The sequence below is a fragment of the Streptomyces gottesmaniae genome (genome assembly GCF_031845845.1).
GTDB classification, from domain to species: domain Bacteria; phylum Actinomycetota; class Actinomycetes; order Streptomycetales; family Streptomycetaceae; genus Streptomyces; species Streptomyces akebiae.
Genome location: NZ_JAVRFJ010000017.1, coordinates 131,254 through 154,236, shown reverse-complemented (window position 1 = coordinate 154,236; position 22,983 = coordinate 131,254). Strand labels below are relative to the sequence as shown.

The 22,983-nt window shown below is 71.5% G+C and carries 18 protein-coding genes; 12 read left to right on the top strand and 6 right to left on the bottom strand.

Annotation, left to right across the window (positions count from 1 at the left end):
• The 11 genes from RM704_RS20810 (at position 1) to RM704_RS20760 (ending at position 15,930) form a co-directional block, all read left to right on the top strand.
• Entirely contained in the window at positions 1-945 is a 945-nt protein-coding gene (locus RM704_RS20810; RefSeq protein ID WP_033526419.1) for a carbohydrate ABC transporter permease, read from the top strand.
• On the top strand, positions 942-1,841 hold the full coding sequence (locus tag RM704_RS20805) for a carbohydrate ABC transporter permease (protein WP_033526420.1): 900 nt from the start codon (positions 942-944) through the stop codon (positions 1,839-1,841). Before RM704_RS20810 ends, RM704_RS20805 begins: the two co-directional genes overlap by 4 nt.
• A 7-nt stretch (positions 1,842-1,848) precedes the next feature.
• Positions 1,849-3,114, top strand: coding sequence for a 6-phospho-beta-glucosidase (locus RM704_RS20800; protein ID WP_033526421.1), 1,266 nt, complete (start codon positions 1,849-1,851; stop codon positions 3,112-3,114).
• An 86-nt stretch (positions 3,115-3,200) separates the two neighbouring features.
• Complete coding sequence (locus RM704_RS20795; RefSeq protein WP_033526444.1) at positions 3,201-4,157, top strand: N-acetylglucosamine kinase; 957 nt, start codon at positions 3,201-3,203, stop codon at positions 4,155-4,157.
• Between the two features lie 275 nt (positions 4,158-4,432).
• Positions 4,433-5,917 carry a GlnX family signal transduction membrane protein gene (locus RM704_RS20790; RefSeq protein WP_192829617.1) on the top strand — a complete coding sequence of 495 codons (1,485 nt, stop codon included), beginning with the start codon at positions 4,433-4,435 and terminating at the stop codon, positions 5,915-5,917.
• 35 nt (positions 5,918-5,952) lie between these two features.
• Positions 5,953-6,987 carry a glutamate ABC transporter substrate-binding protein gene (locus RM704_RS20785; RefSeq protein ID WP_311590989.1) on the top strand — a complete coding sequence of 345 codons (1,035 nt, stop codon included), beginning with the start codon at positions 5,953-5,955 and terminating at the stop codon, positions 6,985-6,987.
• 67 nt (positions 6,988-7,054) lie between these two features.
• Positions 7,055-8,380 carry a hypothetical protein gene (locus RM704_RS20780; protein ID WP_033526424.1) on the top strand — a complete coding sequence of 442 codons (1,326 nt, stop codon included), beginning with the start codon at positions 7,055-7,057 and terminating at the stop codon, positions 8,378-8,380.
• A complete protein-coding gene (locus tag RM704_RS20775; protein ID WP_063774466.1) occupies positions 8,377-11,184 on the top strand; it encodes a serine/threonine-protein kinase in 2,808 nt (935 codons plus the stop codon). Before RM704_RS20780 ends, RM704_RS20775 begins: the two co-directional genes overlap by 4 nt.
• Positions 11,185-12,504, top strand: coding sequence for a PP2C family protein-serine/threonine phosphatase (locus tag RM704_RS20770; protein WP_033526426.1), 1,320 nt, complete (start codon positions 11,185-11,187; stop codon positions 12,502-12,504).
• A 142-nt stretch (positions 12,505-12,646) separates the two neighbouring features.
• Positions 12,647-13,993 (top strand): vWA domain-containing protein, encoded by a 1,347-nt coding sequence (locus tag RM704_RS20765; protein WP_033526427.1) that lies wholly within the window; start codon positions 12,647-12,649, stop codon positions 13,991-13,993.
• 146 nt (positions 13,994-14,139) lie between these two features.
• The gene (locus RM704_RS20760) at positions 14,140-15,930 is read left to right on the top strand and encodes an FHA domain-containing protein (protein WP_078937041.1); all 1,791 of its coding nucleotides are present in this window, start codon (positions 14,140-14,142) and stop codon (positions 15,928-15,930) included.
• A gap of 97 nt (positions 15,931-16,027) precedes the next feature.
• Here RM704_RS20760 and RM704_RS20755 read toward each other — a convergent pair whose 3' ends face one another.
• Entirely contained in the window at positions 16,028-17,008 is a 981-nt protein-coding gene (locus RM704_RS20755) for a methyltransferase domain-containing protein (RefSeq protein WP_033526429.1), read from the bottom strand.
• Positions 17,009-17,132: 124 nt separating this feature from the next.
• Here RM704_RS20755 and RM704_RS20750 point away from each other — a divergent pair, with 124 nt between their 5' ends.
• Positions 17,133-17,546 (top strand): globin, encoded by a 414-nt coding sequence (locus tag RM704_RS20750; protein WP_033526430.1) that lies wholly within the window; start codon positions 17,133-17,135, stop codon positions 17,544-17,546.
• A gap of 99 nt (positions 17,547-17,645) precedes the next feature.
• On the opposite strand, the gene RM704_RS20745 is transcribed toward RM704_RS20750, so the two are convergent.
• The 5 genes from RM704_RS20745 to RM704_RS20725 form a co-directional block, all read right to left on the bottom strand.
• Positions 17,646-18,338, bottom strand: coding sequence for a DUF8010 domain-containing protein (locus tag RM704_RS20745; RefSeq protein ID WP_033526431.1), 693 nt, complete (start codon positions 18,336-18,338; stop codon positions 17,646-17,648).
• Positions 18,335-18,745, bottom strand: coding sequence for an acyl-CoA thioesterase (locus tag RM704_RS20740; protein ID WP_033526432.1), 411 nt, complete (start codon positions 18,743-18,745; stop codon positions 18,335-18,337). The genes RM704_RS20745 and RM704_RS20740 overlap by 4 nt, the downstream gene beginning before the upstream one ends.
• 6 nt (positions 18,746-18,751) lie before the next feature.
• Positions 18,752-20,416, bottom strand: coding sequence for an energy-dependent translational throttle protein EttA (gene ettA, locus RM704_RS20735; RefSeq protein ID WP_078937042.1), 1,665 nt, complete (start codon positions 20,414-20,416; stop codon positions 18,752-18,754).
• A gap of 245 nt (positions 20,417-20,661) precedes the next feature.
• The gene (locus tag RM704_RS20730) at positions 20,662-22,095 is read right to left on the bottom strand and encodes a Cys-Gln thioester bond-forming surface protein (RefSeq protein ID WP_078937043.1); all 1,434 of its coding nucleotides are present in this window, start codon (positions 22,093-22,095) and stop codon (positions 20,662-20,664) included.
• A gap of 331 nt (positions 22,096-22,426) precedes the next feature.
• Positions 22,427-22,906 (bottom strand): single-stranded DNA-binding protein, encoded by a 480-nt coding sequence (locus RM704_RS20725; protein WP_033526433.1) that lies wholly within the window; start codon positions 22,904-22,906, stop codon positions 22,427-22,429.
• Between the last annotated feature and the right edge of the window lie 77 nt (positions 22,907-22,983).

Here is a 22,983-nt window from a genome sequence, read left to right as displayed (position 1 = left end):
GTGTCCACGCTCACTCTCCGCGCGAAGCGCCGCAGGTCGGCGCTTCGAACGGCGGCCTTCCTGGCACCGTGGCTCATCGGGTTCGGCGTCTTCTTCGCCTACCCCCTGGTGTCCACCGTCTACTTCTCCTTCATGAAGTACGACGGCTTCGGCGCCCCCCGGTTCCGCGGCCTCGGCAACTGGTCCTACGTCCTCCACGACTACCCGATGTTCTGGCCGGCCCTGCGCAACACGCTCTGGCTGGTGCTGATCATGGTCACCTGCCGGGTGCTCTTCGGGCTCGGCGTCGGTCTGCTGATCACCAAGATCAAGACCGGGGCGGGTGTCTTCCGCACCCTCTTCTATCTGCCGTACCTCGCCCCGCCGGTCGCCGCGACGCTGGCCTTCGTCTTCCTCCTCAACCCCGGGACCGGGCCGGTCAACTCGGTCCTCGACGGACTGGGCCTGCCGACGCCCGGCTGGTTCACCGACCCGGCCTGGTCCAAGCCGGCGCTCACCGCCCTCGCGCTGTGGGGCGTGGGCGACCTGATGGTGATCTTCATGGCCGCGCTGCTCGACGTCCCCAAGGAGCAGTACGAGGCCGCCGAACTGGACGGGGCCTCGGCCTGGCAGCGCTTCCGGTTCGTGACGCTGCCGACCATCTCGCCGATCGTGATGTTCGCCGTGGTCACGGGCGTGATCCAGACCATGCAGTACTACACGCAGCCCCTGGTGGCCGGGAAGGTCGCCTCCGGCATCATCGGCGGCTCCGGGCAGCAGTTCGAGCCGGGCTACCCGGACAAGTCGACCCTGACGCTGCCGCAGCTGGTCTACAACCTGGGCTTCCAGCGCTTCGACTACGGCTCCGCCTGTGTGGTCGCCCTCGTGCTGTTCGCCCTGTCGATGGTGTTCACCGCGCTGCTGATGCGGCGCCGGGGCGGACTGATCGGAGCGGGTGACCGATGACCCAGGTACTGGACGTACGCGACGAGCCCGTCACGACGGTGGCGGCCCCCGACAGCGAGCGGACCGCCCGCCGCCGGGCGCTGCTGGAGTGGATCGCCGTCCACTCGCTGGGTGTGGCCGCCGCGCTCTTCTTCACCCTGCCCTTCGTCTTCGTCGTGCTGACCTCGCTGATGAGCGACCAGCAGGCACTCACCCGCGATCTGGTCCCGGACACCTGGGAGTGGGACAACTACCGCCAGGTCCTCGACACCCCCGGCTTCCTGACCTGGTGGCGGAACACCCTGGTCTACGCGGGCCTCGGCACGGTCCTCACCGTCGTGTCGTCCCTCCCCGTGGCGTACGCGCTCGCCAAGTTCCGCTTCCGGGGCCGTGGTCCGGTGCTGATGCTGGTCATCTCGATGATGATGCTGCCGCCGCAGGTCGTGGTGATCCCGATGTACCTGTTCTGGGCCAAGCAGATGGACCTGTCCGGTTCGCTGTGGCCGCTGATCATCCCCATGGCGTTCGGGGACGCGTTCTCCATCTTCCTGCTGCGGCAGTTCCTGATGACCATCCCCGACGAGTACCTGGACGCGGCCCGCGTCGACGGCTGCGGCGAACTGCGCACCCTGCTGCGGGTCGTCCTGCCGATGGCCAAGCCGGGTATCGCGGCCGTCGCCCTGTTCCAGTTCTTCTACGCCTGGAACGACTACTTCGGACCACAGATCTACGCGTCCGAGAACCCGGCCGCCTGGACGCTCAGTTACGGCCTGGAATCCTTCAAGGGCGCGCACCACACCGACTGGAACCTGACCATGGCCGCGACCGTCCTGGTCATGGCCCCCGTGATCCTCGTGTTCTTCTTCGCCCAGAAGGCGTTCGTCGAAGGCGTCACCCTGACCGGAGTCAAAGGTTGATACAGCTATGAAGCTCACCGTGGTCGGCGGAGGCTCGACCTACACACCCGAACTCGTCGACGGGTTCGCCCGGCTCAGGGACACGCTGCCGATCGAGGAGCTGGTGCTCGTCGATCCGGCCGCCGACCGGCTGGAGCTGGTCGGCGGGCTGGCCCGCCGGATCTTCGCCCGCCAGGGGCACCCGGGCCGGATCGTCACCACCGATGACCTGGACCGGGGCGTCGAGGGCGCGGACGCCGTGCTGCTCCAGCTCCGCGTCGGCGGCCAGGCCGCCCGGGAGCGGGACGAGACCTGGCCGCTGGAGTGCGGCTGCGTCGGGCAGGAGACCACCGGCGCGGGCGGCCTGGCGAAGGCGCTGCGCACGGTCCCGGTCGTCCTGGACATCGCCGAGCGAGTGCGCCGGACCAACCCGGACGCCTGGATCATCGACTTCACCAACCCGGTGGGGATCGTGACCCGCGCCCTGCTCCGGGCCGGCCACAAGGCGGTCGGCCTGTGCAACGTGGCGATCGGCCTGCAGCGGAAGTTCGCCGCGCGTCTCGGTGTGGCGCCGGCCGAGGTGCACCTGGACCACGTGGGCCTCAACCACCTCACCTGGGAGACGGGGGTCCGCCTCGGTGGCCCCACGGGCGAGGACGTCCTGCCGAAGCTGCTGGCCGACCACGGCGAGGCGATCGCGGCCGACCTGCGCCTGCCCCGCCCGGTCCTGGACCGCCTCGGTGTGGTCCCGTCTTACTACCTGCGTTACTACTACGCCCACGACGAGGTCGTACGGGAGCTGGGGGCAAAGCCCTCACGGGCCGCCGAGGTGGCCGCGATGGAGCGGGAGTTGCTGGAGATGTACGCCGACCCGGCGCTCGACGAGAAACCCGCGCTGCTCGCCCGGCGGGGCGGGGCCTTCTACTCGGAGGCGGCCGTGGACCTCGCCGCGTCACTGCTGGGCGACGGGGGCAGCCCGTACCAGGTGGTCAACACCGTCAACGGATCCACGCTGCCGTTCCTGCCCTCGGACGCGGTGATCGAGGTGCAGGCCGCCGTGGGCCCGGACGGCGCGGAGCCGCTGCCGGTACCCACCGTGGACCCGCTGTACGCGGGCCTGATGGCGAACGTGACCGCCTACGAGGACCTGGCCCTCGACGCGGCCCTGCGCGGCGGCCGGGACCGGGTCTTCCGGGCCCTGCTCTCCCACCCCCTGATCGGCCAGTACGAGTACGCCGAGACCCTCACCGACCGGCTGCTCGCACACAACCGGGAGCACCTCGCGTGGGCATGAGCGACGGCGTGCGCGGGAGTTCGACCGCGGGCACCCACCCCGATCCGGGCGCGGGCGTACGCGGGCGTGACGGCGGGCGCGGGAGCGTGCTCGCCGTCGACGCGGGCAACAGCAAGACCGACGTGGCCGTCATCGCGCCCGACGGGGAGGTGCTGGGCGCGGCGCGCGGCGGCGGGTTCCAGCCGCCGACGGTCGGGGTGACCGTGGCGGTCGACGGCCTCGCGGAGGTCGTACGGCGGGCCTTCGCCGAGGCCGGCGTCGGCTCGGTCGACCATGTCTCGGCGTGCCTCGCGAACGCCGACTTCCCCGTGGAGGAGCGGGGACTGGCGGCGGCGCTGCGCACGCGCGCGTGGGGCACGACCGTCGAGGTCCGCAACGACACCTTCGCGATCCTGCGGGCCGGCGTGGCCGAGCCCCGGGGCGTGGCCGTGGTGTGCGGTGCCGGCGTGAACTGCGTCGGCATGCGCCCGGACGGCCGCACCGCCCGCTTCCCCGCGCTGGGACGCGTCTCCGGGGACTGGGGCGGCGGTTGGGGCCTGGCCGAGGAGGCGATGTGGCACGCGGCCCGCGCCGAGGACGGCCGGGGCGGTCCCACGGCACTCGCCGAGACGCTGCCCGCGCACTTCGGCCTGGAGTCCGTGTACGCCCTGGTCGAGGCCCTGCACCTCGGACACATCCCGGCCGTCCGCCGCCATGAACTGACCCCGGTCCTCTTCACCACGGCGACCGGCGGCGACCCGGTGGCCCGCTCGCTGGTGGACCGCATGGCCGAGGAGGTGGTGGCGATGGCGACGGTGGCCCTGACCCGCCTGGACCTCCTCGGCGAGGAGACCCCCGTCCTCCTCGGCGGCGGTGTCCTCGCCGCCCGGCACCCCCTCCTCGACGCCCGGATCCGCGAGGCGCTGGCCGCCGCCGCGCCCAAGGCCGTTCCCCGGGTCGTCACGGCCGCCCCGGTGCTGGGCGCGGCGCTGCTCGGCCTCGACCACGTGGGCGCGCCGCGCGGGGTGCACGCGCGCGTGCGGGCGCACTACGAAAGAGGCTGACCCGCTCCCGCGCCACCCTCCCGATCTCCCCTCGAACACGTTCGAACCCCCAGGGAACCGAACCCCGACGAGGCGCGTATTCATGGGCAGGGGGTGGTGCGGGAAGCCTTGTGCCGCGCCGGAATTCGACAAGGACAGCGCCTACGGACACGATCGGGGAACAAGATCGAGTCAAGGTCTGTGCGTTGTCAGTCCCGACGGCGATACTGGCGGCCGTGCACCTCTGTCCGTGCGAGCGGGCGGAAGCGATGGACGGATGACCAGGGGGAGGTCAGGTGACATTCACGCCGGAGGGCAGCGCGGCACCGACGGCACCACCCACGGGCCCGGGTCCCACCGTGCCGCCTCAGGCCGCACCCGGGTCGAGGTCCCCCGTGCCGCCTCCGGCCCCGGACGGCGGGCCGCCCCGCCGGACCGCGTTCGCCGAGGGCGTCGACCGGCTGCGCGCCGCCGCGACGACCGAGCCGGGCCGCCTGCGCATCATCGGCGCCGTCCTCGCGCTCCTGGTCGTCGCGTTCGGCTCCGTCACCGCCTGGCAGATGAACGACCGCGCGGCCGCCGCCGACGACGTGCTCCACGGCAGCCAGCCGCTCAGCTCGGCGGCGGCCGACATCTACAGCTCCCTCGCCGACGCGAACACCGCCGCATCCAGCGGCTTCCTCGCGGGCGGGCAGGAGACGAAGCAGTCCCGCGACGAGTACGAGCGGGAGATCAAGGAGGCGGCCGACAACCTGGCGATCGCCGCCTCGGCCTCGGAGCCCGGCTCGAACTCCGAGAAGCGCGTCGCCGAACTCAACGCCCTGCTCCCGGAGTACAAGGGCCTGGTCGAACGGGCCCGGGCCAACAACCGGCTGGGCTATCCGCTGGGCGGCGCCTACCTGCGCTACGCCAACGACAAGATGCAGAACCAGATGCTCCCGAAGGCCGAGGAGATCTACGACAACGAGAACGAGCGGCTGCGCGACGACTACGCCGACGCCACGTCGTATCCATGGGCCGCGATCGCTCTCGGTGCGGTTGCCATCGGTGGCCTGGTCTGGGCGCAGCGACGCAACTACCGTCGCACCAACCGTGTGTTGAACCACGGCATGGTCGCCGCGACAGCCGCCTCCACGGTCGTCCTGCTCTGGCTGGCCGTGGGCCACACCGTCGCCCGCTCGGGCCTGAACGACTCCTACGACAGCGGCGTGCGCTCGCTGACCGCGCTGAACGACGCCCGCATCGCCTCCCTCAGAGCCCGGGGCAACGAGAACCTGACGCTGATCAGCCGGGGTGCGCAGACCACCGAGATCACGGTCGACGGCGAACCCCGTGCCGTGGACGAGTTCGACCACAACTTCGGGCTGGAGATGGCCGCCCTGGAGAAGCAGCTGGCCGCCGCCGAGGGACTCGCCGACGACGACAGCGGCAAGAACCCCGTACGGGCCGCCGGCGCGGGCATGGAGGAGTGGCTCGACCGGCACGACAACGCCCGCGCCGCCGACGACAAGGGCGACTACCAGTGCGCTCTCGACCAGGTGATCGGCGGCCGGTCCACGCCCGACTGCCCGGACGGCGACAAGCCGACCGGTGAGTGCTTCGACGAGGTCGACAAGAACCTGGGCATCGCGAGCGCGTACGAGAAGCGGGAGTTCCTCACGGCGGCCCAGGGCGGCCGTGACGCGATGCTCGGGCTCCCCGTGGGTGCCGCCGTACTGGCCGTGCTGGGCGCGGCCGGCGCGGTGCTGGGCATCGGGCGCAGGCTTTCGGAGTACCGGTGACGACGGCGGGAGGAGACTCGGTGGAAGGAGGAGCGATGAACGCGGTACGGCGCCTGCGGGCCGGTCTCAAGGGCTGGGGCGGCGTGGGCGCGATGGCTGTCCTCTGCGCCCTGACCCTGGTCTTCGCCCTGGTGCTGCCGGTGAAGGGCACCCGCGGCGACGGCGCGACGGGCACCGGGGGTCAGGGGTTGGCCCGGGGCACGCAGGCGCGGGCGGACGAGTGCGACACCATGAAGGATCCGGAGAACCAGAGCCTGAGGCCCTCCTCGGACGAGTCCGGCCCGGCGATCGAGCGGATCAGGGACAACGACGTCCTCACGGTCGGCGTCGACCAGAACAGCTTCCGCTGGGGCTATCGCGACCCGAACAGCAGCAAGGACGAGGCCGAGTTGGAGGGCTTCGACATCGACATCGTGCGCCGCATCGCCCAGGAGATACTGGGCGACCGGGACAAGGTTCGCTTCCGTGCGATTCCCACCAGCCAGCGCATTCCCGCGCTCCAGGACGGGATCGTCGACATGGTGGTCCGCACCATGACGATCAGCTGCGACCGCATGCAGGATGTCGCCTTCTCCCAGCCGTACTTCAAGACCGGGCAGCAGGTCCTGGCCCCCAAGTCCTCGACGATCAACGGCTACGGCAAGACGCTGGCGGGCAAGAAGATCTGCACGGCGGCCACTTCCACCGCCTGGTCCACCCTCGAGGCCGGCAAGAAGTCGGGCGAGCTGCCCGCCTCCGCCGACATCTCCCTGACCGTCCCCAACCAACTCGACTGCCTGGTACGGCTCCAACTCGGCGAGGTCGACGCCGTGGTCACCGACGGAGCGCTCGCCGCGAGTCAGGCGGCGCAGGATCCGACGGTGGATCTGAAGGGCGCTCCGTTCACCACCGAGTACTACGGCGTGGCGATGAACCTGAAGGACGTGGATCTGGTACGCCGGGTCAATCAGGTGCTGGTGGACTACCTCAAGGACGGCTGGCAGGACTCGTACGACACGTGGCTGTCCGGGACGCTCGGCGACGACTCGGCGCAGTCCCGGCCGCCTTCCCCCCAGCAGTACAGCGACTGACCGACCGGGACCGACGTACGAGGGCCGCATTCAACTGACGGACACCGACAGCAGCGAGAGGTGATCGATGGGCGTCGCGGGATCCACCGGGCCGGTGATGGACCGGGACGAGGTGGACCGTGCGCTCGCGCGGCTCGGCGCGGAGCACGAGGCCATCGAGACCTCACTGCTCGCACTTCAGGACCACGCGGGCCGCAGGCTGCTCGAAGGCGCCGAGCTGACCGGCGTCACCAAGGAGCGCTGGAGCGCCGCGGAGGCGTCGATCACGCTGCTGTGGGCGTACTTCGACGCGTACTCGGACGCGTTGCGCAGCGCCCGGGAGATCCGTTCGCGGCGCCGCTGGTCCAGCCGTGAGGACCTGGTGGAGCTGACCGAACTGCTGCGCGGGGAGGCGGTCACGGTCGCCGGCTCCGCGACGGCGATGGCGAACGCGCCGACGCTGCAGGGCACCACCCGGCTCAGCGAACAGTTCTCGCTGGTCACGCTGGTGGACCGGATGAACGACCTGTACGCGTCCTCGCTGGACATGGTCGTGGCCGCCGACGCGGTGTGGTCCGCGCTGCCCGCCAGAATCGATCTGCTGGCCGCCGAGCTCCAGCGCACCCGTCACCTCGCGCACTCCGTGGGCGTCCGCCCCGGCGAGCATCCGGCCGGCGACGACCTGGAGCGGATCACCCGCACCCTCACCCGGCTCCGTGAGCAGGTCGTCTCGGACCCGCTGGCCTTCTGGGTGCCCGCGCCGGGCAGTTCGGCTCCCGGTGGCGGCCGCCCGGACACCTCCACGTACGACCGCGAAGCACGGGCCCTGGAGGACGTGCGGCGGGAGATCGACGCCGTGCTGACGGTCCGGCAGGACGCGGAGGCCCGGCTGGTGAAGCTGCGGGACGTCCTCAGCCGCGCGGACCGCACGCTCGCCGAGGCGCGCAGCGCGCGCGGCGAGGTGCTGGCGAAGATCGCCGCGACGGAGGTGCCCGTGGTGAGCGGCCCGCCGACGGTGCTGCAGGAGCAGTTGGCGATGGCGGCGGAGTACCGCAGACACGCGCAGTGGCACCGGCTCTCCCCGCTCCTGGAGTCCCTGGAGCAGAAGGCGGACGACGAACTGCTGCGGGCCCGCGAGTCGTTGACGGCGGTCACCGCGCCGCTGGCGATCCGCGCGGAGCTGCGCGGCCGGCTCGACGCGTACAAGGCGAAGGTCGCCCGGCACGGGTTCGCGGAGGACTCGCTGCTGGTCGAGCGGTACGACGCGGCGCGGCGCATGCTGTGGAGCGCCCCCTGCGATCTGCGTGTCGCCGAGATGGCGGTGCTGCGCTACCAGCACGCGGCCGCCGAACTGCTGGGCCAGTCGGTGCCGCCCCAGCGTGCGCCCCAGGACCGAAGGGAGGAACAGCCGTGAGTGGGACACAGGAGAGCGAGAGCCCGGCGGGCGAAGAGGCGCCGCGGCAGTCGTGCCAGCGGCCCGGTTGCTCGGGTTCGTACGAGGACGTGGGCGGCGGCGAGCTGTACTGCGACGAGTGCGGTCTGGCGCCGGTCGTCTCGGCGAGCGGCATGGTCAACTCCCCGCCCACCGGCATCACCGGGGGCGGTCGGGGTTCGCGCGGCTCCGGTTCCAGCAGTACGCGCTCCTCGCGTTCGTCCGCGCGCTCCTCGCAGTCCCGGCGCTCGGTCTCCGGCCGGCTCTCCCGTGCCCTGTCGGGCCGGTCGACGGGCCGCTCGGTGTCGGTGCGCAGCTCCGGCAAGACCTCCGGCACCTCGGGGCGGGCGCGGCTCGGCGTGGGTCTGGTGCAGGTCCCGGACGTACCACGCCCCGACCCGCGCTCGATGGTGCTGGAGACCGCCGAGGTGCCCGAGCGGAAGCGGTTCTGCTCGCGCTCCGACTGCGGGGCGCCGGTCGGCCGGGCGCGCGGTGAGCGGCCCGGGCGCACGGAGGGCTTCTGCACCAAGTGCGGCCATCCGTACTCCTTCGTGCCGAAACTCCACGCGGGCGACATCGTGCGCGGCCAGTACGAGGTCGTGGGCTGTCTGGCGCACGGCGGTCTGGGCTGGATCTATCTGGCCATAGACCGGGCCGTGTCGGACCGCTGGGTCGTGCTGAAGGGCCTGCTGGACACCGGCGACCAGGACGCGATGGCCGCCGCGATCTCCGAGCGCCGCTTCCTCGCCGAGATCGAGCACTCCAACATCGTCCGCATCTACAACTTCGTCGAGCATCTCGACCAGCGCACCGGTTCGCTGGACGGGTACATCGTCATGGAGTACGTCGGCGGCAAGTCGCTGAAGGAGATCGCCAACGGCCGCCGCACGGCGGACGGGCGCCGCGATCCGCTGCCGGTCGAGCAGGCCTGCGCGTACGGCATCGAGGCCCTGGAGGCGCTCGGCCACCTCCACAGCCGCAACCTGCTGTACTGCGACTTCAAGGTCGACAACGCGATCCAGACCGAGGACCAGCTCAAGCTGATCGACATGGGCGCGGTGCGCAGGATGGACGACGACGAGTCGGCCATCTACGGCACCGTCGGCTACCAGGCGCCCGAAGTCGCCGACGTGGGCCCGTCCGTCGCCTCAGACCTCTACACGGTCGCCCGGACGCTCGCGGTCCTCACCTTCGACTTCCAGGGCTACACGAACGTGTTCGTGGACTCGCTGCCCGATCCCGACAACATCGAGGTCTTCCGCCAGTACGAGTCCTTCTACCGGCTGCTCGTCCGTGCGACCGACCCCGACCCGGCCCGTCGGTTCGCCTCCGCGCAGGAGATGTCGGAGCAATTGACGGGTGTGCTGCGGGAGGTCGTCTCCCTCCAGACGGGACGGGCCCGTCCCGCCCTGTCGACGATCTTCGGGCCCGAGGTGAGGGTCACGGACACAGAGCTGTTCGCGAAACTGGACGGGGATGTGTCCAGGCTGGGGACGCGGGTGGTTCCGGTGGGGAGGGGGCTGTGGCGAGGCAGGGCGGCTGCCGCGCGGAACGGGGGTTCGGCTTCCGGATCGCTGCCGGCGAACGGTGGTTCGCTTTTCAGCTCCCTTGAGGGGAACGGTGGTTCGCCCTCCACTTCCCTCATCGGGAACGGCGGTTCGCCTTCCGCTTCGCTCGCCGGGAACGGTGGTTCGTCTTCCGCCTCCCTGGCCGGGAACGGCGGTTCACCTTCCGCCTCCCTGGCCGGGAACGGTGGTTCGCCTTCCGGTACGCCCGCCCTGCTGACCGCCGGCGCGGCCGTCCCCACCCGGCTCACCCGCCCGCTCGACACCGCCGCCGCGGCCCTCGCGCTGCCCGTCCCGCGCGTGGACCCGGGGGACCCGAACGCCGGGTTCCTGGCGGGGCTGATGACCTCCGCGCCGACCGAGCTGATCACGGCTCTGCACGCCGCCCCCAGCGGCTCGCTGGAGCTGCGGCTGCGCGAGCTGCGGGCCCGGCTGGAGATGGCCGAGTTCACCATCGCCCTGGCCACCCTGGACGCCCTGGAGCGGGACCACCCCGACGACTGGCGGGTGGTCTGGTACCGGGGCGTGGCCGCGCTCGCCACCGGCGACCACGAGAACGCCGCGCTCTCCTTCGACGCGATCTACGACGCCTTCCCGGGCGAGCCGGCCCCCAAGCTGGCCCTCGGCCTGTGCGCCGAGGTGCTGGGGCAGCTGGACAACGCCGCCGAGTACTACCGCCTGGTGTGGACGACCGACCCCAGTTTCGTCAGCGCCGCGTTCGGGCTGGCCCGGGTGCGGCTGACCGCCGGGGACCGGGAGAACGCCGTCCGGACCCTGGAGTCCGTACCGGAGGCGTCGATCCACTACACCGCCGCCCGGGTCGCCGCCGTACGGGCACGGCTCAGACACCGTACGGAGGCGACGCTCGGAGCGGGAGCCACGGCGGGCGGAGCCGCGTCGGCGGCCCCCTTCCTGGACGATCTGACGGCGGCCGCCGGGCAGGTCGAGGCGCTCGGCGGGTACGGTCTGGACGCGGTGCGTCGCGAGCAGTTGTCCACAGAGGTCCTTGGCTGCGCCCTGGACTGGGTACTCTCCGGGAGCCAGGGTGCCGCGCCCCCGGCCGGCGAGCGGGTGCTGCTCGGCAGCACGCTTGACGAGCGCGGACTCCGCTTCGGACTGGAGCGGTCGTACCGCACTTTGGCCCGGCTCGCCCAAGGCGGCGAGGAGAGGATCGACCTGGTGGAACGTGCCAACCGTTACCGCCCCCGGACGTGGGTGTAGTTGATGTCGCAGATGCCCCAGCCGACCGCGCTGACGAAGTGCCCGATCTGCGAGTGGCCCCTCGCCTCGGACGACCGCTTCTGCGGTGCGTGCGGCCACGACCTCTCGACGGTCCCCGCACCGCCGGAGGACCAGCCGACCATCACCATGAACGGGACGGCGGGCACCGCGCCCGACGAGGCCACCCCCGTGGACTGGCCCGTCGCCTCCGAACCCAGCACCGACACGCCCCCGCCGGTGGTCCGACCCACCGACATACAGGGCACCGACTCCGGCGGCGGCGAACTCCCCGGACCGGGGCGGGGCGTACGGTTCGACCGGCACCACGAGCCCGACGAGTACCCGCTGGCCGCGCCCCAGCCGCCGGACCCGCGCACCACCGACCTCGCCACCCCGCCGACCGGTACGAAGCTGTGCGTGGCCTGCCGCGCGGGCCACGTCGACCGGGACGGCTACTGCGAGAACTGCGGACACGCCCAGCCCCGCGAGCGCGACCACATGGAACTGGAGTTGGGCGCGGTCGCCGCGGTCAGCGACCGGGGCCTGCGCCACCACCGCAACGAGGACTCGTTCGCGATCTCCTCGACCGCGCTGCCGGACGGCTCCCCCGCCGTCGTCGCGATCGTCTGCGACGGCGTGTCCTCCGCGACCCGCCCCGACGACGCCTCGCTCGCCGCGGCCCGCGCCGCCAACGAGACGGTGCTGGAGTCGCTGCCGCGCGGCACCCACCCGCAGCAGGCGATGCACGACGCGATCGTCGCCGCCGCGAGCGCCGTCAACGCCCTGGCCGAGGAGCCGGAGACGGCCCAGGAGCACGCCCCGCACCAGAACGCGCCGGCCTGCACCATCGTCGGCTCGGTCGTCACCCCGAGCCTGCTCGTCGTCGGCTGGGTCGGCGACAGCCGCGCCTACTGGGTGCCGGTGGACCGCAGCGCGCCCCCGGCCCGGCTCACCGAGGACGACTCCTGGGCGGCGCAGATGGTGTCCGCGGGACTGATGAACGAAGCCGAGGCGTACGCCGACGAGCGCGCCCACGCGATCACCGGCTGGCTCGGCGCGGACGCGTACGAACTGGAGCCGCACACCGCTTCCTTCAAGCCGGACCGGCCGGGTGTAGTGGTGGTGTGCACCGACGGGCTGTGGAACTACGCGGAAGCCGCGGAGGAGATGGCCGAGGCCGTGCCCCTGGACGCGGCCGAGCGGCCGTTGCACTGCGCGCAGGTCCTCGTCGGCCGCGCTCTCGACGGAGGTGGCCACGACAACGTAACAGTGGCGATCCTGCCGTTCCCGGCGCCTCCTCAGGGGGCAGGATCGGCCTGAGGGTGCGCGCGGGCGGGATGTTCGCGGGCACCCCGGCGGCCGGACGGGAAGGGCCGACGGACCGGAGGGGACCGGTCCGGGTACGGGCACGCACAGTCATCACCCCACGTGCTGTGGGGCCGCTAGGGGGATCAGAGTAGGCATGGCCAATTTCTCGAAGTCGAACGTGCCACAGTTCTCGGTCGACGTGTACCAGAACGAGTACCTGCCCGAGGGCGGCCGTGAGGTGAACGCCATCGTCACGGTCAGCGCCACCGGCGGCGGCACCATCGGCAGCGCGGTCGCCGCGCCGCACCTGTACTCGCCCGGCCAGGGTCCGTCCGCCGCCGTGGCGCTCATGGTCGACTGCTCGGGGTCGATGGACTACCCGCCGACCAAGATGCGCAACGCCCGGGACGCCACGGCCGCCGCGATCGACACCCTGCGCGACGGCGTCCACTTCGCCGTGATCGACGGCACCCATGTGGCCCGGGAGGTCTACCCCGGCGGCGGACGGCTCGCGGTCGCCGACTCCGCCACCCGGGACCAGGCCAAGCAGGCGCTGCGCCGGCTCAGCGCGGGCGGCGGTACCGCCATCGGCACCTGGCTGAAGCTCGCCGACCGCCTGCTCGCCTCCGCGGACGTCGCCATCCGCCACGGCATCCTGCTCACCGACGGCCGCAACGAGCACGAGTCGCCGGAGGATCTGAAGGCCGCGCTGGACGCCTGTGCCGGACGGTTCACCTGTGACGCGCGTGGAGTGGGCACCGACTGGGAAGTGAAAGAGGTCACGGCCATCGCCTCCGCGCTGCTCGGCACCGCCGACATCGTCGCCGACCCGGCCGCCCTGTCCGCGGACTTCACACAGATGATGGAGGCGGCCATGGGCAAGGAGGTCGCGGACGTCGCGCTCCGGCTGTGGACCCCGGTCGGCACGCGGATCAAGTTCGTGAAGCAAGTGGCGCCCACGGTCGAGGAGCTGACCGACCGTCGTACCGACGTCGGACCGCGCGCCGGGGACTACCCGACCGGTTCGTGGGGGGACGAGTCCCGCGACTACCACGTGTGCGTCGAGGTCCCGGCCGCCAACGTCGGCCAGGAGATGCTGGCCGCCCGTGTCTCGCTCGTCATCCCACAGCCGGACGGCACCGCGCAGAACCTCGGCGCCCAAGGCCTGGTGAAGGCCGTGTGGACCGACGACATGGTCGCGTCCACGTCGATCAATCCCCAGGTCGCGCACTACACGGGCCAGGCTGAACTGGCACAAGTCATCCAGCAAGGTTTGGATGCCCGTAAATCCGGCGATTTCGACGGAGCAACGGCAAAGCTGGGGCGGGCCGTTCAGCTGGCCAGCGCCTCGGGGAACGCGGATACTGCGAAACTGCTTGCGAAGGTGGTGGACGTGGTCGACGCGGCGACAGGTACTGTGCGACTGAAGGCGAAGGTCACGGAGGCCGACGAGATGACTCTCGAGACACGGTCGACCAAGACTGTTCGTGTAAAGAAGTAGCTGTAAGCAAACAAGCAAAACCCGGAAACACCGCTGCACATGAGCCTGGCTCCCCCACCGGGGATCCGGGCTGAACCGGCCACACCGGCCCGTCGCGGCCACAGGAACCGGCCGTGAGGCCGGAAAGGAGAGGGGGAAGCGCCGACATGCCGACCTGCCCGAACGGACACCAGTCGGGTTCCGACGACTGGTGCGAGGTCTGCGGTCACCGTATGGCCGGTGCCGTACCCCCGCCGCCACCACCGCCGCCCCCGGGCGCCGGTTACGGATACCCGCCGCCCGGCTCCCCTCCCCCGCCTCCGGGCGCGGGCGGTCCCGGGGGACCCGGCGGACCTGGGGGACCTGGGGGACCTGGGGGTCCCGGTGGACGCCCGCACCTCGCCGCCGAACCGGAACTCTGCCCGCAGTGCCGCACACCCCGCGAGGGCGGCGCGCCCTTCTGCGAGGAGTGCCGGTGGAACTTCCTGACGAACACGGCGACCACGTACACACCGGCCGCACCGCGGCCTCCGGCGCCCGGACAGGGGCCGGGTGGCCCCGGTCCCGGCGGTCCCGGCCCCGGAGGTCCAGGCCCCGGCCCGGGCGGTCCCGGCGCCGGGGGGAATCCGGCGCTCCGCTTCCAGCAGCCGCCTCCGCCGTCCTACGGCGGCGGTGGTGACGGCTACGACTACCAGAGCTCCCGCCCCTCCCAGGTGAACCGTCCCGCCGAGCCGATCCCGCCGGGGCCGCCCTTCGGCGGCGAGCCGTCTGGTCCGGGCGGGCCCGGTGGGCCCGGAGGCCATGGCGGTCAGGGTCCCGGCGGACCCGGACGTCCGGGTGGCCCCGGTGGCCCGTCGGGGCCGGGGGGTTCCTCCGGCTTCGGCGGCGGACCTTCGGGACAGCCGGGTCAAGGGCAGCCGGGGCCGGGGCAGTCCGGCCCGGGGCAGTCCGGTCCGTCCGCGTTCGGCGGTGATCCCTCGCGCCCTGGGCCTTCGGCCTTCGGTGGTGACCCTTCGCGCCCCGGCCCCTCGGGCTTCGGCGGCGATCCTTCACGCCCCGGACCCTCAGGCTTCGGCGGCGACCCCTCACGACCGGTTCCGCCGCCGCCCGGCCCTACGCCGGGTGGGCCCGGCGGCCACGGTGGACCTGGCGGACCTGGCGGGTCCGGTTTCCCCGGCGGCTCCGGCCCCGGTGGGCCCGGCGGCCACGGCGGTCAGGGTCCCGGTGGCGGTCAGGGTCCCGGCGGGGCGCCGCAGGGGTTCCAGCAGGCTGGGGCTCACGCCCCGCCCGCCTTCCCGCAGGAGACCCGGCGACCCCAGCCCGGAGGTCACGGCGGCCCCGGCGGCCCCGGTTCCGGTGCCGGCCCCTCGTTCGGCGGTGACGACGACTGGGTGATCTCCCCGCCGTCGACCGGCCCGGGCGGCCCCGGTGGTGCCGGTGGACCTGCGGGCCCCGGCGGCCCCGGCGGTGCGGGTACCCGTCCGGGTGGCTACGGCTACCCGCAGCCCGGTGCGACCCAGGCCCCGCCCGGCCCCGCGTACCCGCAGGCGCCGACGACCTGGAGCGCGACCATCGGCCCTGATCGTGACTACTTCATGGCGATGATGCAGCGTTCGGGCCCCGAGGCCGCGGGCCTGAACCTGCCCGCGTACTCCCCGGAGCAGCGGCGCGCCCTCACCGGCAACCAGATCACCATCGGACGGCGCCGCCACTCCACCGGCGACACCCCCGACATCGATCTCTCGGTGCCGCCGGAGGACCCGGGCGTCTCCCACCAGCACGCGGTACTGGTGCAGCAGCCCGACGGCAGCTGGGCGGTCGTCGACCAGAACTCCACGAACGGCACCACGGTCAACGGTTCCGAGGACCCCATCCAGCCCTTCGTCCCGATCCCCCTCCAGGACGGGGACCGGGTCCATGTGGGCGCGTGGACGACGATCACGATCCGCCGGGGCTGACGCTCCGCGGCAGCGCCACTGTCAGGGCCGACCGAGCACATCGGTCGGCCCTGAGCCGTCGGTCGCCCTCCCCCGGCGGTGCCCGCCCGGGGCGCGGTCATGGCAGCGGCCAGGCGTACGGCCCCTCGGGGTCGTCCAGCCAGGCCCAGGCGTGCTCGCCGCGGACCGTGATGCCGTACCGCTCCCGCGACGGCATCCCCTCGCGCTGCCACAGCGCGAGCGCCTCGTGCGGGTCGAGACTGGCCGACGTGAGAGCCAGCAGGAACCGGAAGAGCTCGTGGTCCCTGGCCCGGTGCGGCAGTCCGCCCAGATGCGGATGCACCGCTTCCGGCCCACTGCCCCCGCGCAGGGGCACGAAGTACGCGGAGGTGTGCAGGAAGCGCCCTTCCGCGTGCTCCGCGTCCTCGACCCGAAGCCGTACCAGCCCCGTCGCCAAGGGCGTCAGGATGCGGGCGCCGGGAGTGCACTGGGCGAGCCAGGCGCGCGGGATCGAGTGCAGTGTGCAGGTGGCGATGATCCGGTCGTACGGCGCCCGCTCGGGCACCCCGCGCGCGCCGTCCCCGGTGACGACGGTCGGGTGGTATCCGGCGGCGTCCAGATGCCTGCGCGCCGCCTCCGTGATGTCGGCGTCCAGATCGACGGTCGTGACCAGGTCGTCCCCCAGCCGGTGCGCGAGCAGGGCGGCGTTGTAACCGGTGCCGGCGCCGATCTCCAGCACCCGGTCGCCGTCCTCCACCTCCAGTTCGGCCAGCATCTTCGCCATCAGCGACGGCTGGCTGCTGGAGGAGATCAGCTCCCCGTCCCGCACCCGCGTGGCGAGTGGCGTGTCGGCGTAGGCACCACGCACCCAGCGGGCCCGCCGCCGGGGGTCGCGTTCCTCGCCCCACAGCGGCTCGAAGCCGCCCTGGACGCCCACGTAGTAGTACGGGACGAAGAGATGTCTGGGGACGCTCTCGAACGCCTTCCGCCACTCGGGGGCGGCGTCCCACGCCCCGCTGGCCTCTATCTCACGCACCAGCGCCGACCGCGCCTCGGCGGCGAGACGTTCCAAGTCGTGGTCCACAGTGTGCGTGCCCATACCTCCACTGTGCGGCCGGACGCCGCAAGAGGCGAGCACCGCGCCACTTCGTTCCGGAATCAGCCGGTTCGCCCTCTTCGTGATGGTCCTAAGCCTCAGGTCCTCCGCCGCCGCGTCTGAGACCATGGGGAACGTGAATGAGATTCGGCGCGGCACGCTTCAGGAGCAGACCTTCTACGAGCAGGTCGGTGGCGAGGAGACCTTCCGGCGCCTCGTGCGCCGTTTCTACGAGGGTGTCGCCGAGGATCCGATCCTGCGGCCCATGTATCCCGAGGAGGACCTGGGCCCGGCCGAGGACCGCCTCACCCTGTTCCTGATCCAGTACTGGGGCGGGCCCACCACGTACAGCGAGAACCGGGGCCACCCCCGACTCCGCATGCGCCACGCCCCCTTCACCGTCGACCGCGCCGCCCACGACGCCTGGCTGAAGCACATGCGCGACGCCGTCGACGACCTCGGCCTTTCCGAGGAACACGAGCACACCCTGTGGAACTACCTCACCTACGCGGCCGCCTCGATGGTGAACGCCCCGGGCTAGACGAGCAGCGCGCGGGCGGCAGCACTCGGCCAGGGCGTTGCCCTCCTCTTCGCCCTCACGGCCGTGATCTGCCCACTCGCGCGGCGACGTCCCGGGGACTCAGCGGACGCTGACGCCCAGCGTTCCCAGTCCCGCCCTGCGTACGGCGATCGATCCGTACGGTGTGCGCAGTCTCAGCCACGCCCCCGACGAGAACAGCTCCGGTGTCGCCGTCTCGGGCGTGCCGGACCCGCGCGGCGGGCGCAGGAAGCCCAGCGACTGGGCCGCGTGCACGGCGCGCACCGGAAGGGGCGTGTCCCCGACCACCCGGGACCAGATCTCCCGCCCGATCCCGTCCAACTCGGCCCGTGTCCGGCGTTCGGGCGGCAGTTCCTCGGTGCGGGACCGGAATTCACGCACCGCCGCGGAGACCATCGCCCGCAGCGCGTCCGGTGCGGGCAGCCCCGTCTCCGGCCGCCAGCCGCCGCGCGGGGGAAGCACCCCGGCCCACGGCGGTCCGGTCACCGCTTCCGGGACGACCGCCGTGGCCCCGGACTCGTCGATCGACTCCAGGAGTTCGCCGGCCGACACGGTCACGTCGAGCGTGACGTCGATCCCGTCCTCGTAGGGCTTGGCGAGGCGCACTGCCCGGATCGCCAGGACTTCGAAGGACGGTGGCCGGCCGAAGACGGCGAGTGCGGTGCCGGCCGCCTGGAGACGTACCGCGGCACCACGGTCGTAGTGGAGCAGCCGGGAGAGGAAGGCCGCGAGATCCGCCGCCTCCCCCTCGTCGGCGAGGTGGAGCACCGTCATGCGGCGACGGCCTCTTCCTCGTCATCCCTGTACCCCTCCAGGAACTCACGTTCCTCGGAGGTGATCCGGCGGGGCCGCTGCGTCGAGAAGTCGAACGGCACTATCACCGTCGAGGCGCGGACGTAGACCTGGTCCGGGTCCTTCACCTCGTAGGTGATCGTGAACGACGCCGCTCTTATCTCCGTGACCCACAGCTCGATGTCCACGGGCTGGTGCCGGTGGACCAACTGCCGCTTGTAGTCGATCTCATGGCGTGCCACCACGGACCCCTGCTTGAAGTCCTTCTCCGGGCGGAACAGGAAGTCGATACGGGCTTCCTCCAGGTAGCGGAGGAAGACCACGTTGTTGACGTGGCCGTACGCGTCCATGTCCGCCCAGCGCAGTGGGCAGCGGTAGATGTGCCGCAAGATCGATCAGCCCCGGGTCAGCTTCTTGTAGGTGGCACGGTGCGGACGGGCGGCGTCCGGACCGAGTCGCTCGATCTTGTTCTTCTCGTACGACTCGTAGTTGCCCTCGAACCAGAACCACTTGGACTCACCCTCGTAGGCGAGGATGTGCGTGGCCACCCGGTCCAGGAACCAGCGGTCGTGGGAGACGACCACGGCGCAGCCGGGGAACTCGAGGAGCGCGTTCTCCAGCGACGACAGGGTCTCGACGTCGAGGTCGTTGGTCGGCTCGTCGAGGAGCAGCAGGTTGCCACCGAGCTTGAGGGTGAGCGCCAGGTTGAGGCGGTTGCGCTCACCGCCGGAGAGCACCCCGGCCGGCTTCTGCTGGTCCGGGCCCTTGAAGCCGAACGCGGAGACGTAGGCCCGGGAGGGCATCTCGACCTGACCGACGTTGATGTAGTCCAGCTCGTCGGAGACGACGGCCCACAGCGTCTTCTTGGGGTCGATGTTCTCGCGGCTCTGGTCGACGTAGGAGATCTTGACGGTCTCGCCGACCTTGATCGAACCGGAGTCGGGCTCCTCCAGACCCTGGATCATCTTGAACAGGGTCGTCTTGCCGGCGCCGTTCGGGCCGATGATGCCCACGATGCCGTTGCGCGGCAGCGTGAAGGAGAGGTCGTCGATGAGGACCTTCTCGCCGAAGGCCTTGCTGAGGTTGTTGACCTCGACGACCACGCTGCCCAGTCGGGGGCCCGGCGGGATCTGGATCTCCTCGAAGTCCAGCTTCCGCATCTTGTCGGCCTCGGCGGCCATCTCCTCGTAGCGGGCCAGACGCGCCTTGGACTTGGCCTGGCGGCCCTTGGCGTTGGAGCGGACCCACTCCAGCTCTTCCTTGAGCCGCTTGGCGCGCTTGGCGTCCTTCTGGCCCTCGACCTTGAGACGGGTCTGCTTGGTCTCCAGGTACGTGGAGTAGTTGCCCTCGTAGCCGATGGCACGGCCGCGGTCGAGCTCCAGGATCCAGCCCGCGACGTTGTCGAGGAAGTACCGGTCGTGGGTGACGGCGACGACGGTGCCGGGGTACTTCGCGAGGTGCTGCTCCAGCCACTGCACGGACTCGGCGTCCAGGTGGTTGGTGGGCTCGTCGAGCAGCAGCAGGTCGGGCGCCTCGAGCAGCAGCTTGCACAGGGCGACGCGGCGGCGCTCACCACCGGACAGGTTGGTGACGGGCCAGTCGCCGGGCGGGCAGCCGAGGGCGTCCATGGCCTGCTCCAGCTGGGTGTCCAGGTCCCATGCGTTCGCGTGGTCCAGGTCCTCCTGGAGCTTGCCCATCTCGTCCAGGAGCGCGTCCGAGTAGTCCGTCGCCATGAGCTCCGCGACCTCGTTGAAGCGCTTGAGCTTGCCCATGATCTCGGCGGCGCCGTCCTGCACGTTCTGCAGGACCGTCTTGGACTCGTCCAGCGGCGGCTCCTGCAGGAGCATGCCGACGGTGTAGCCGGGCGAGAGGAACGCGTCACCGTTGGACGGCTGCTCCAGACCCGCCATGATCTTGAGGACGGTGGACTTACCGGCACCGTTCGGGCCGACCACACCGATCTTCGCGCCGGGCAGGAAGCTCAGCGTGACGTCGTCAAGGATCACCTTGTCGCCGTGCGCCTTGCGTGTCTTGCGCATCGTGTAGATGTACTCAGCCAAGAGAAACCGTCCGGCAACTTGAGATCTGGCAGTGGGCAGTACCACCCATCTTGCCGCACGGCCAGCCCTCGACGGAAACCGGATGGTGAAGCCACCGCAGCGGCGACGCGGACCCGGCGCCTCGGGGGCGTACCGGGGCCGCTTCAGACCGTATGTGTCACCGAGCGGTCACTCACTGTTGAGTTGCCAAGGAGCTCTCCCCCGACGGTTCCTCGCCGCCGCGTCCTGCGATCTCTGCAGACTCTTCAGGGGTTCCGCTTGCGGAGGATGATCATCACCGCGCCGCCGATCACGACCAGCCCGATGGCGATGCCGCCGATCAACGGGGTCGCACCGGAGCTGCCGGTCTCGGCGAGGTCGGTTCCGGTGTCGGTGACCGTGCCGCCTCCGACCGTCGCCGGGCTCGGCTCGCTCAGCGTCTGGACCGAGTCACCGCTCACGCCCGCCTCGGTCTCGGTGCGGCAGTCGAGCACGCCCCGGAACTGCTTCGCGTAGCCGTTGGGCCCCTCGATCGTGAAGTCGTACGCCTGGTCCTCCTGCAGCGGAATCGTCACCGTCCTGGTCCCGCCCGCCTCGATGGTGTACCTGATCCCCATCAGCTCGAAGGTGAAGGGCTTGTCGCCCTCGTTGGCGGCGGTGATGTCCAGCCCGCCCTCGGCGCAGTTCTTCTCGGCGGACAGTGCTGGTATCGCGCCCTTCTCGGCCCAGTGCGCGGTCGCCGTCGCGGAGACCGTGGACTCGCTGGAGCCCGCGAGGATCTGGGTCTGGCTGCGGGTCTCGGAGGCGAAGGCACGGCCGACCGGGACCGTCGTCGAGGCCTGCACGGTCAGTTCGGCCGTACCGTCCGCGGCGTCCTCGGGCACCTCGAAGTACAGCTCGCCGCCGTCACCGGCCGACGTCACGGGCTCACCGTCCGCGTCGACGACCCGGACGCCGCCCGCGGTCGCTTCCGAGGGCGGGGTCACGGTCACGCCGTCGGCGTTGGTGCGCACCGTGACCGGACCGAGCCGCTCGCCGGCACGACCGGAGACCGCCGGCGGGTCGAGGGTGAGGGAGGCGGCCGGTTCCGTCAGGTTCCGCGCGTTCTTCTCCAGGTAGTCCGCGAGCTTCTCCGCCTCGGGATCCAGGGCCGTCACGTCGGCTCCGTCGGAGTACCGCCAGATCGCCACCTGTGTGCCGGTCGCCGCGTCCTGTTCGGTGAGGCCCTTGGCCCCGGCCTTGCCGGCGAGCGCCGCGAGGTCGTTCACCTGCGGGTAGGAGTTCTGCAGGATCCAACGGATCCTGCCCGCGTCCTTGTTGGCTCCCAGCGAGGTGCCGCTCCAGGGCGTCTCCTGGTACTTGGCGTCCTTCTGTGTCGGGTTCTGGACGTCGACGCAGTAGGTCTGCAGGGTGCCGCCGCCGTCGACGAACATCTCGAACAGCCCTGCGGGAAGCTGCTGTTCCTGGCCTTCGTCGGTGCGGAGCACGGCCGTCCCGTACGTCTTGAGGCCGCCTATGGTCGCGGTCGCCCCGCCGGAGCTCTGCGGCGTCTCGTCGGCGGCGGCCGGGCTCGCGGTGCCGATCACACCCGCGACGACAAGACCGGACGCGAGCGAGACGGCGGCGAGACGGCCGGCCGATCGCCTGCGCGCGGCGCGCCCGGACCGACCGGAGACCGACGCCGAGAACCAAGAAACCACAGAATTTCCTTTCGAGCAGGACCCGTTGATGTGGGGGGTGTGGTCCCACCAGCAGAATCAGAAGCCCCGTGAGCTATGCCCGGCATCCTAGGGATGTGGCGCACCACTCTTCCCAGTCGTATCGTCGGACAACCGATCCGAATCGGAATCGTTATCGGTTGCACAGCTCGCGAACAGCGCTTATCGACAAGTCGATGGAGTGTGCGCACAGGCTCTTCACAGCACGTTCGCCGAGGGAGCACGATCCGACATCCCGGCGTCCGATACCCCCGATCCAACGTCCTGATGCGAGTCCCGATCACGAGCCGCGCTCCTGAGGCTGTGCCTGAGCTCACGTCACACCGGCTGGCTCCGGCCGGAGTTCGGCGGTGGTGTCGAGCCGGCTGCCGGGCGGAGGTGTCTCCCAGGCCGGCTCCGGCTGGGCCGGGAACTGAGCCGCGATCGGCGCCTCGCCCCTGGGCGTCCGACGGAACGCCGAGGTGCCCCGCGAGAGATCGTGGCCGACGGCGACCGCGTCGACGTCCGCCGAGACCCGACTCTGCCCGTCCCGCTGTTCGGTGCGCACCTTCAACCGCCCATGCACCACGACCGGATCACCCACCGCGACGGACGACGCCACATTCGCGGCGAGCGTGCGCCTGGTCCACACCGTGAAGAAGTTGGTGTGCCCGTCGGTCCACTCGTTCTTCTCGCGGTCCCAGTACCGCGAGGTCACCGCCAGCCGGAACCGGGCCGACGAACCCGTCGCCGACTCCCGGCAGACCGGCTGGGTCGCCACGTTCCCCACCACGCACACCATCGTCTCGTTCATCTCGCGAACCCCTCCCTCACGCCGGCGTCGGACGCCGACGGCACCGGGCACGCGTACGGGCCCGTCCCGTACGGCTG

Coding starts and splice junctions, on each gene's coding strand:
- RM704_RS20805 (WP_033526420.1), top strand. CDS start 942: ATGACCCAGGTACTGGACGTACGCGACGAGCCCGTCACGACGGTGGCG.
- RM704_RS20800 (WP_033526421.1), top strand. CDS start 1,849: ATGAAGCTCACCGTGGTCGGCGGAGGCTCGACCTACACACCCGAACTC.
- RM704_RS20785 (WP_311590989.1), top strand. CDS start 5,953: ATGAACGCGGTACGGCGCCTGCGGGCCGGTCTCAAGGGCTGGGGCGGC.
- RM704_RS20780 (WP_033526424.1), top strand. CDS start 7,055: ATGGGCGTCGCGGGATCCACCGGGCCGGTGATGGACCGGGACGAGGTG.
- RM704_RS20765 (WP_033526427.1), top strand. CDS start 12,647: ATGGCCAATTTCTCGAAGTCGAACGTGCCACAGTTCTCGGTCGACGTG.
- RM704_RS20760 (WP_078937041.1), top strand. CDS start 14,140: ATGCCGACCTGCCCGAACGGACACCAGTCGGGTTCCGACGACTGGTGC.
- RM704_RS20755 (WP_033526429.1), bottom strand. CDS start 17,008: ATGGGCACGCACACTGTGGACCACGACTTGGAACGTCTCGCCGCCGAG.
- RM704_RS20750 (WP_033526430.1), top strand. CDS start 17,133: ATGGGGAACGTGAATGAGATTCGGCGCGGCACGCTTCAGGAGCAGACC.
- RM704_RS20745 (WP_033526431.1), bottom strand. CDS start 18,338: ATGACGGTGCTCCACCTCGCCGACGAGGGGGAGGCGGCGGATCTCGCG.
- RM704_RS20725 (WP_033526433.1), bottom strand. CDS start 22,906: ATGAACGAGACGATGGTGTGCGTGGTGGGGAACGTGGCGACCCAGCCG.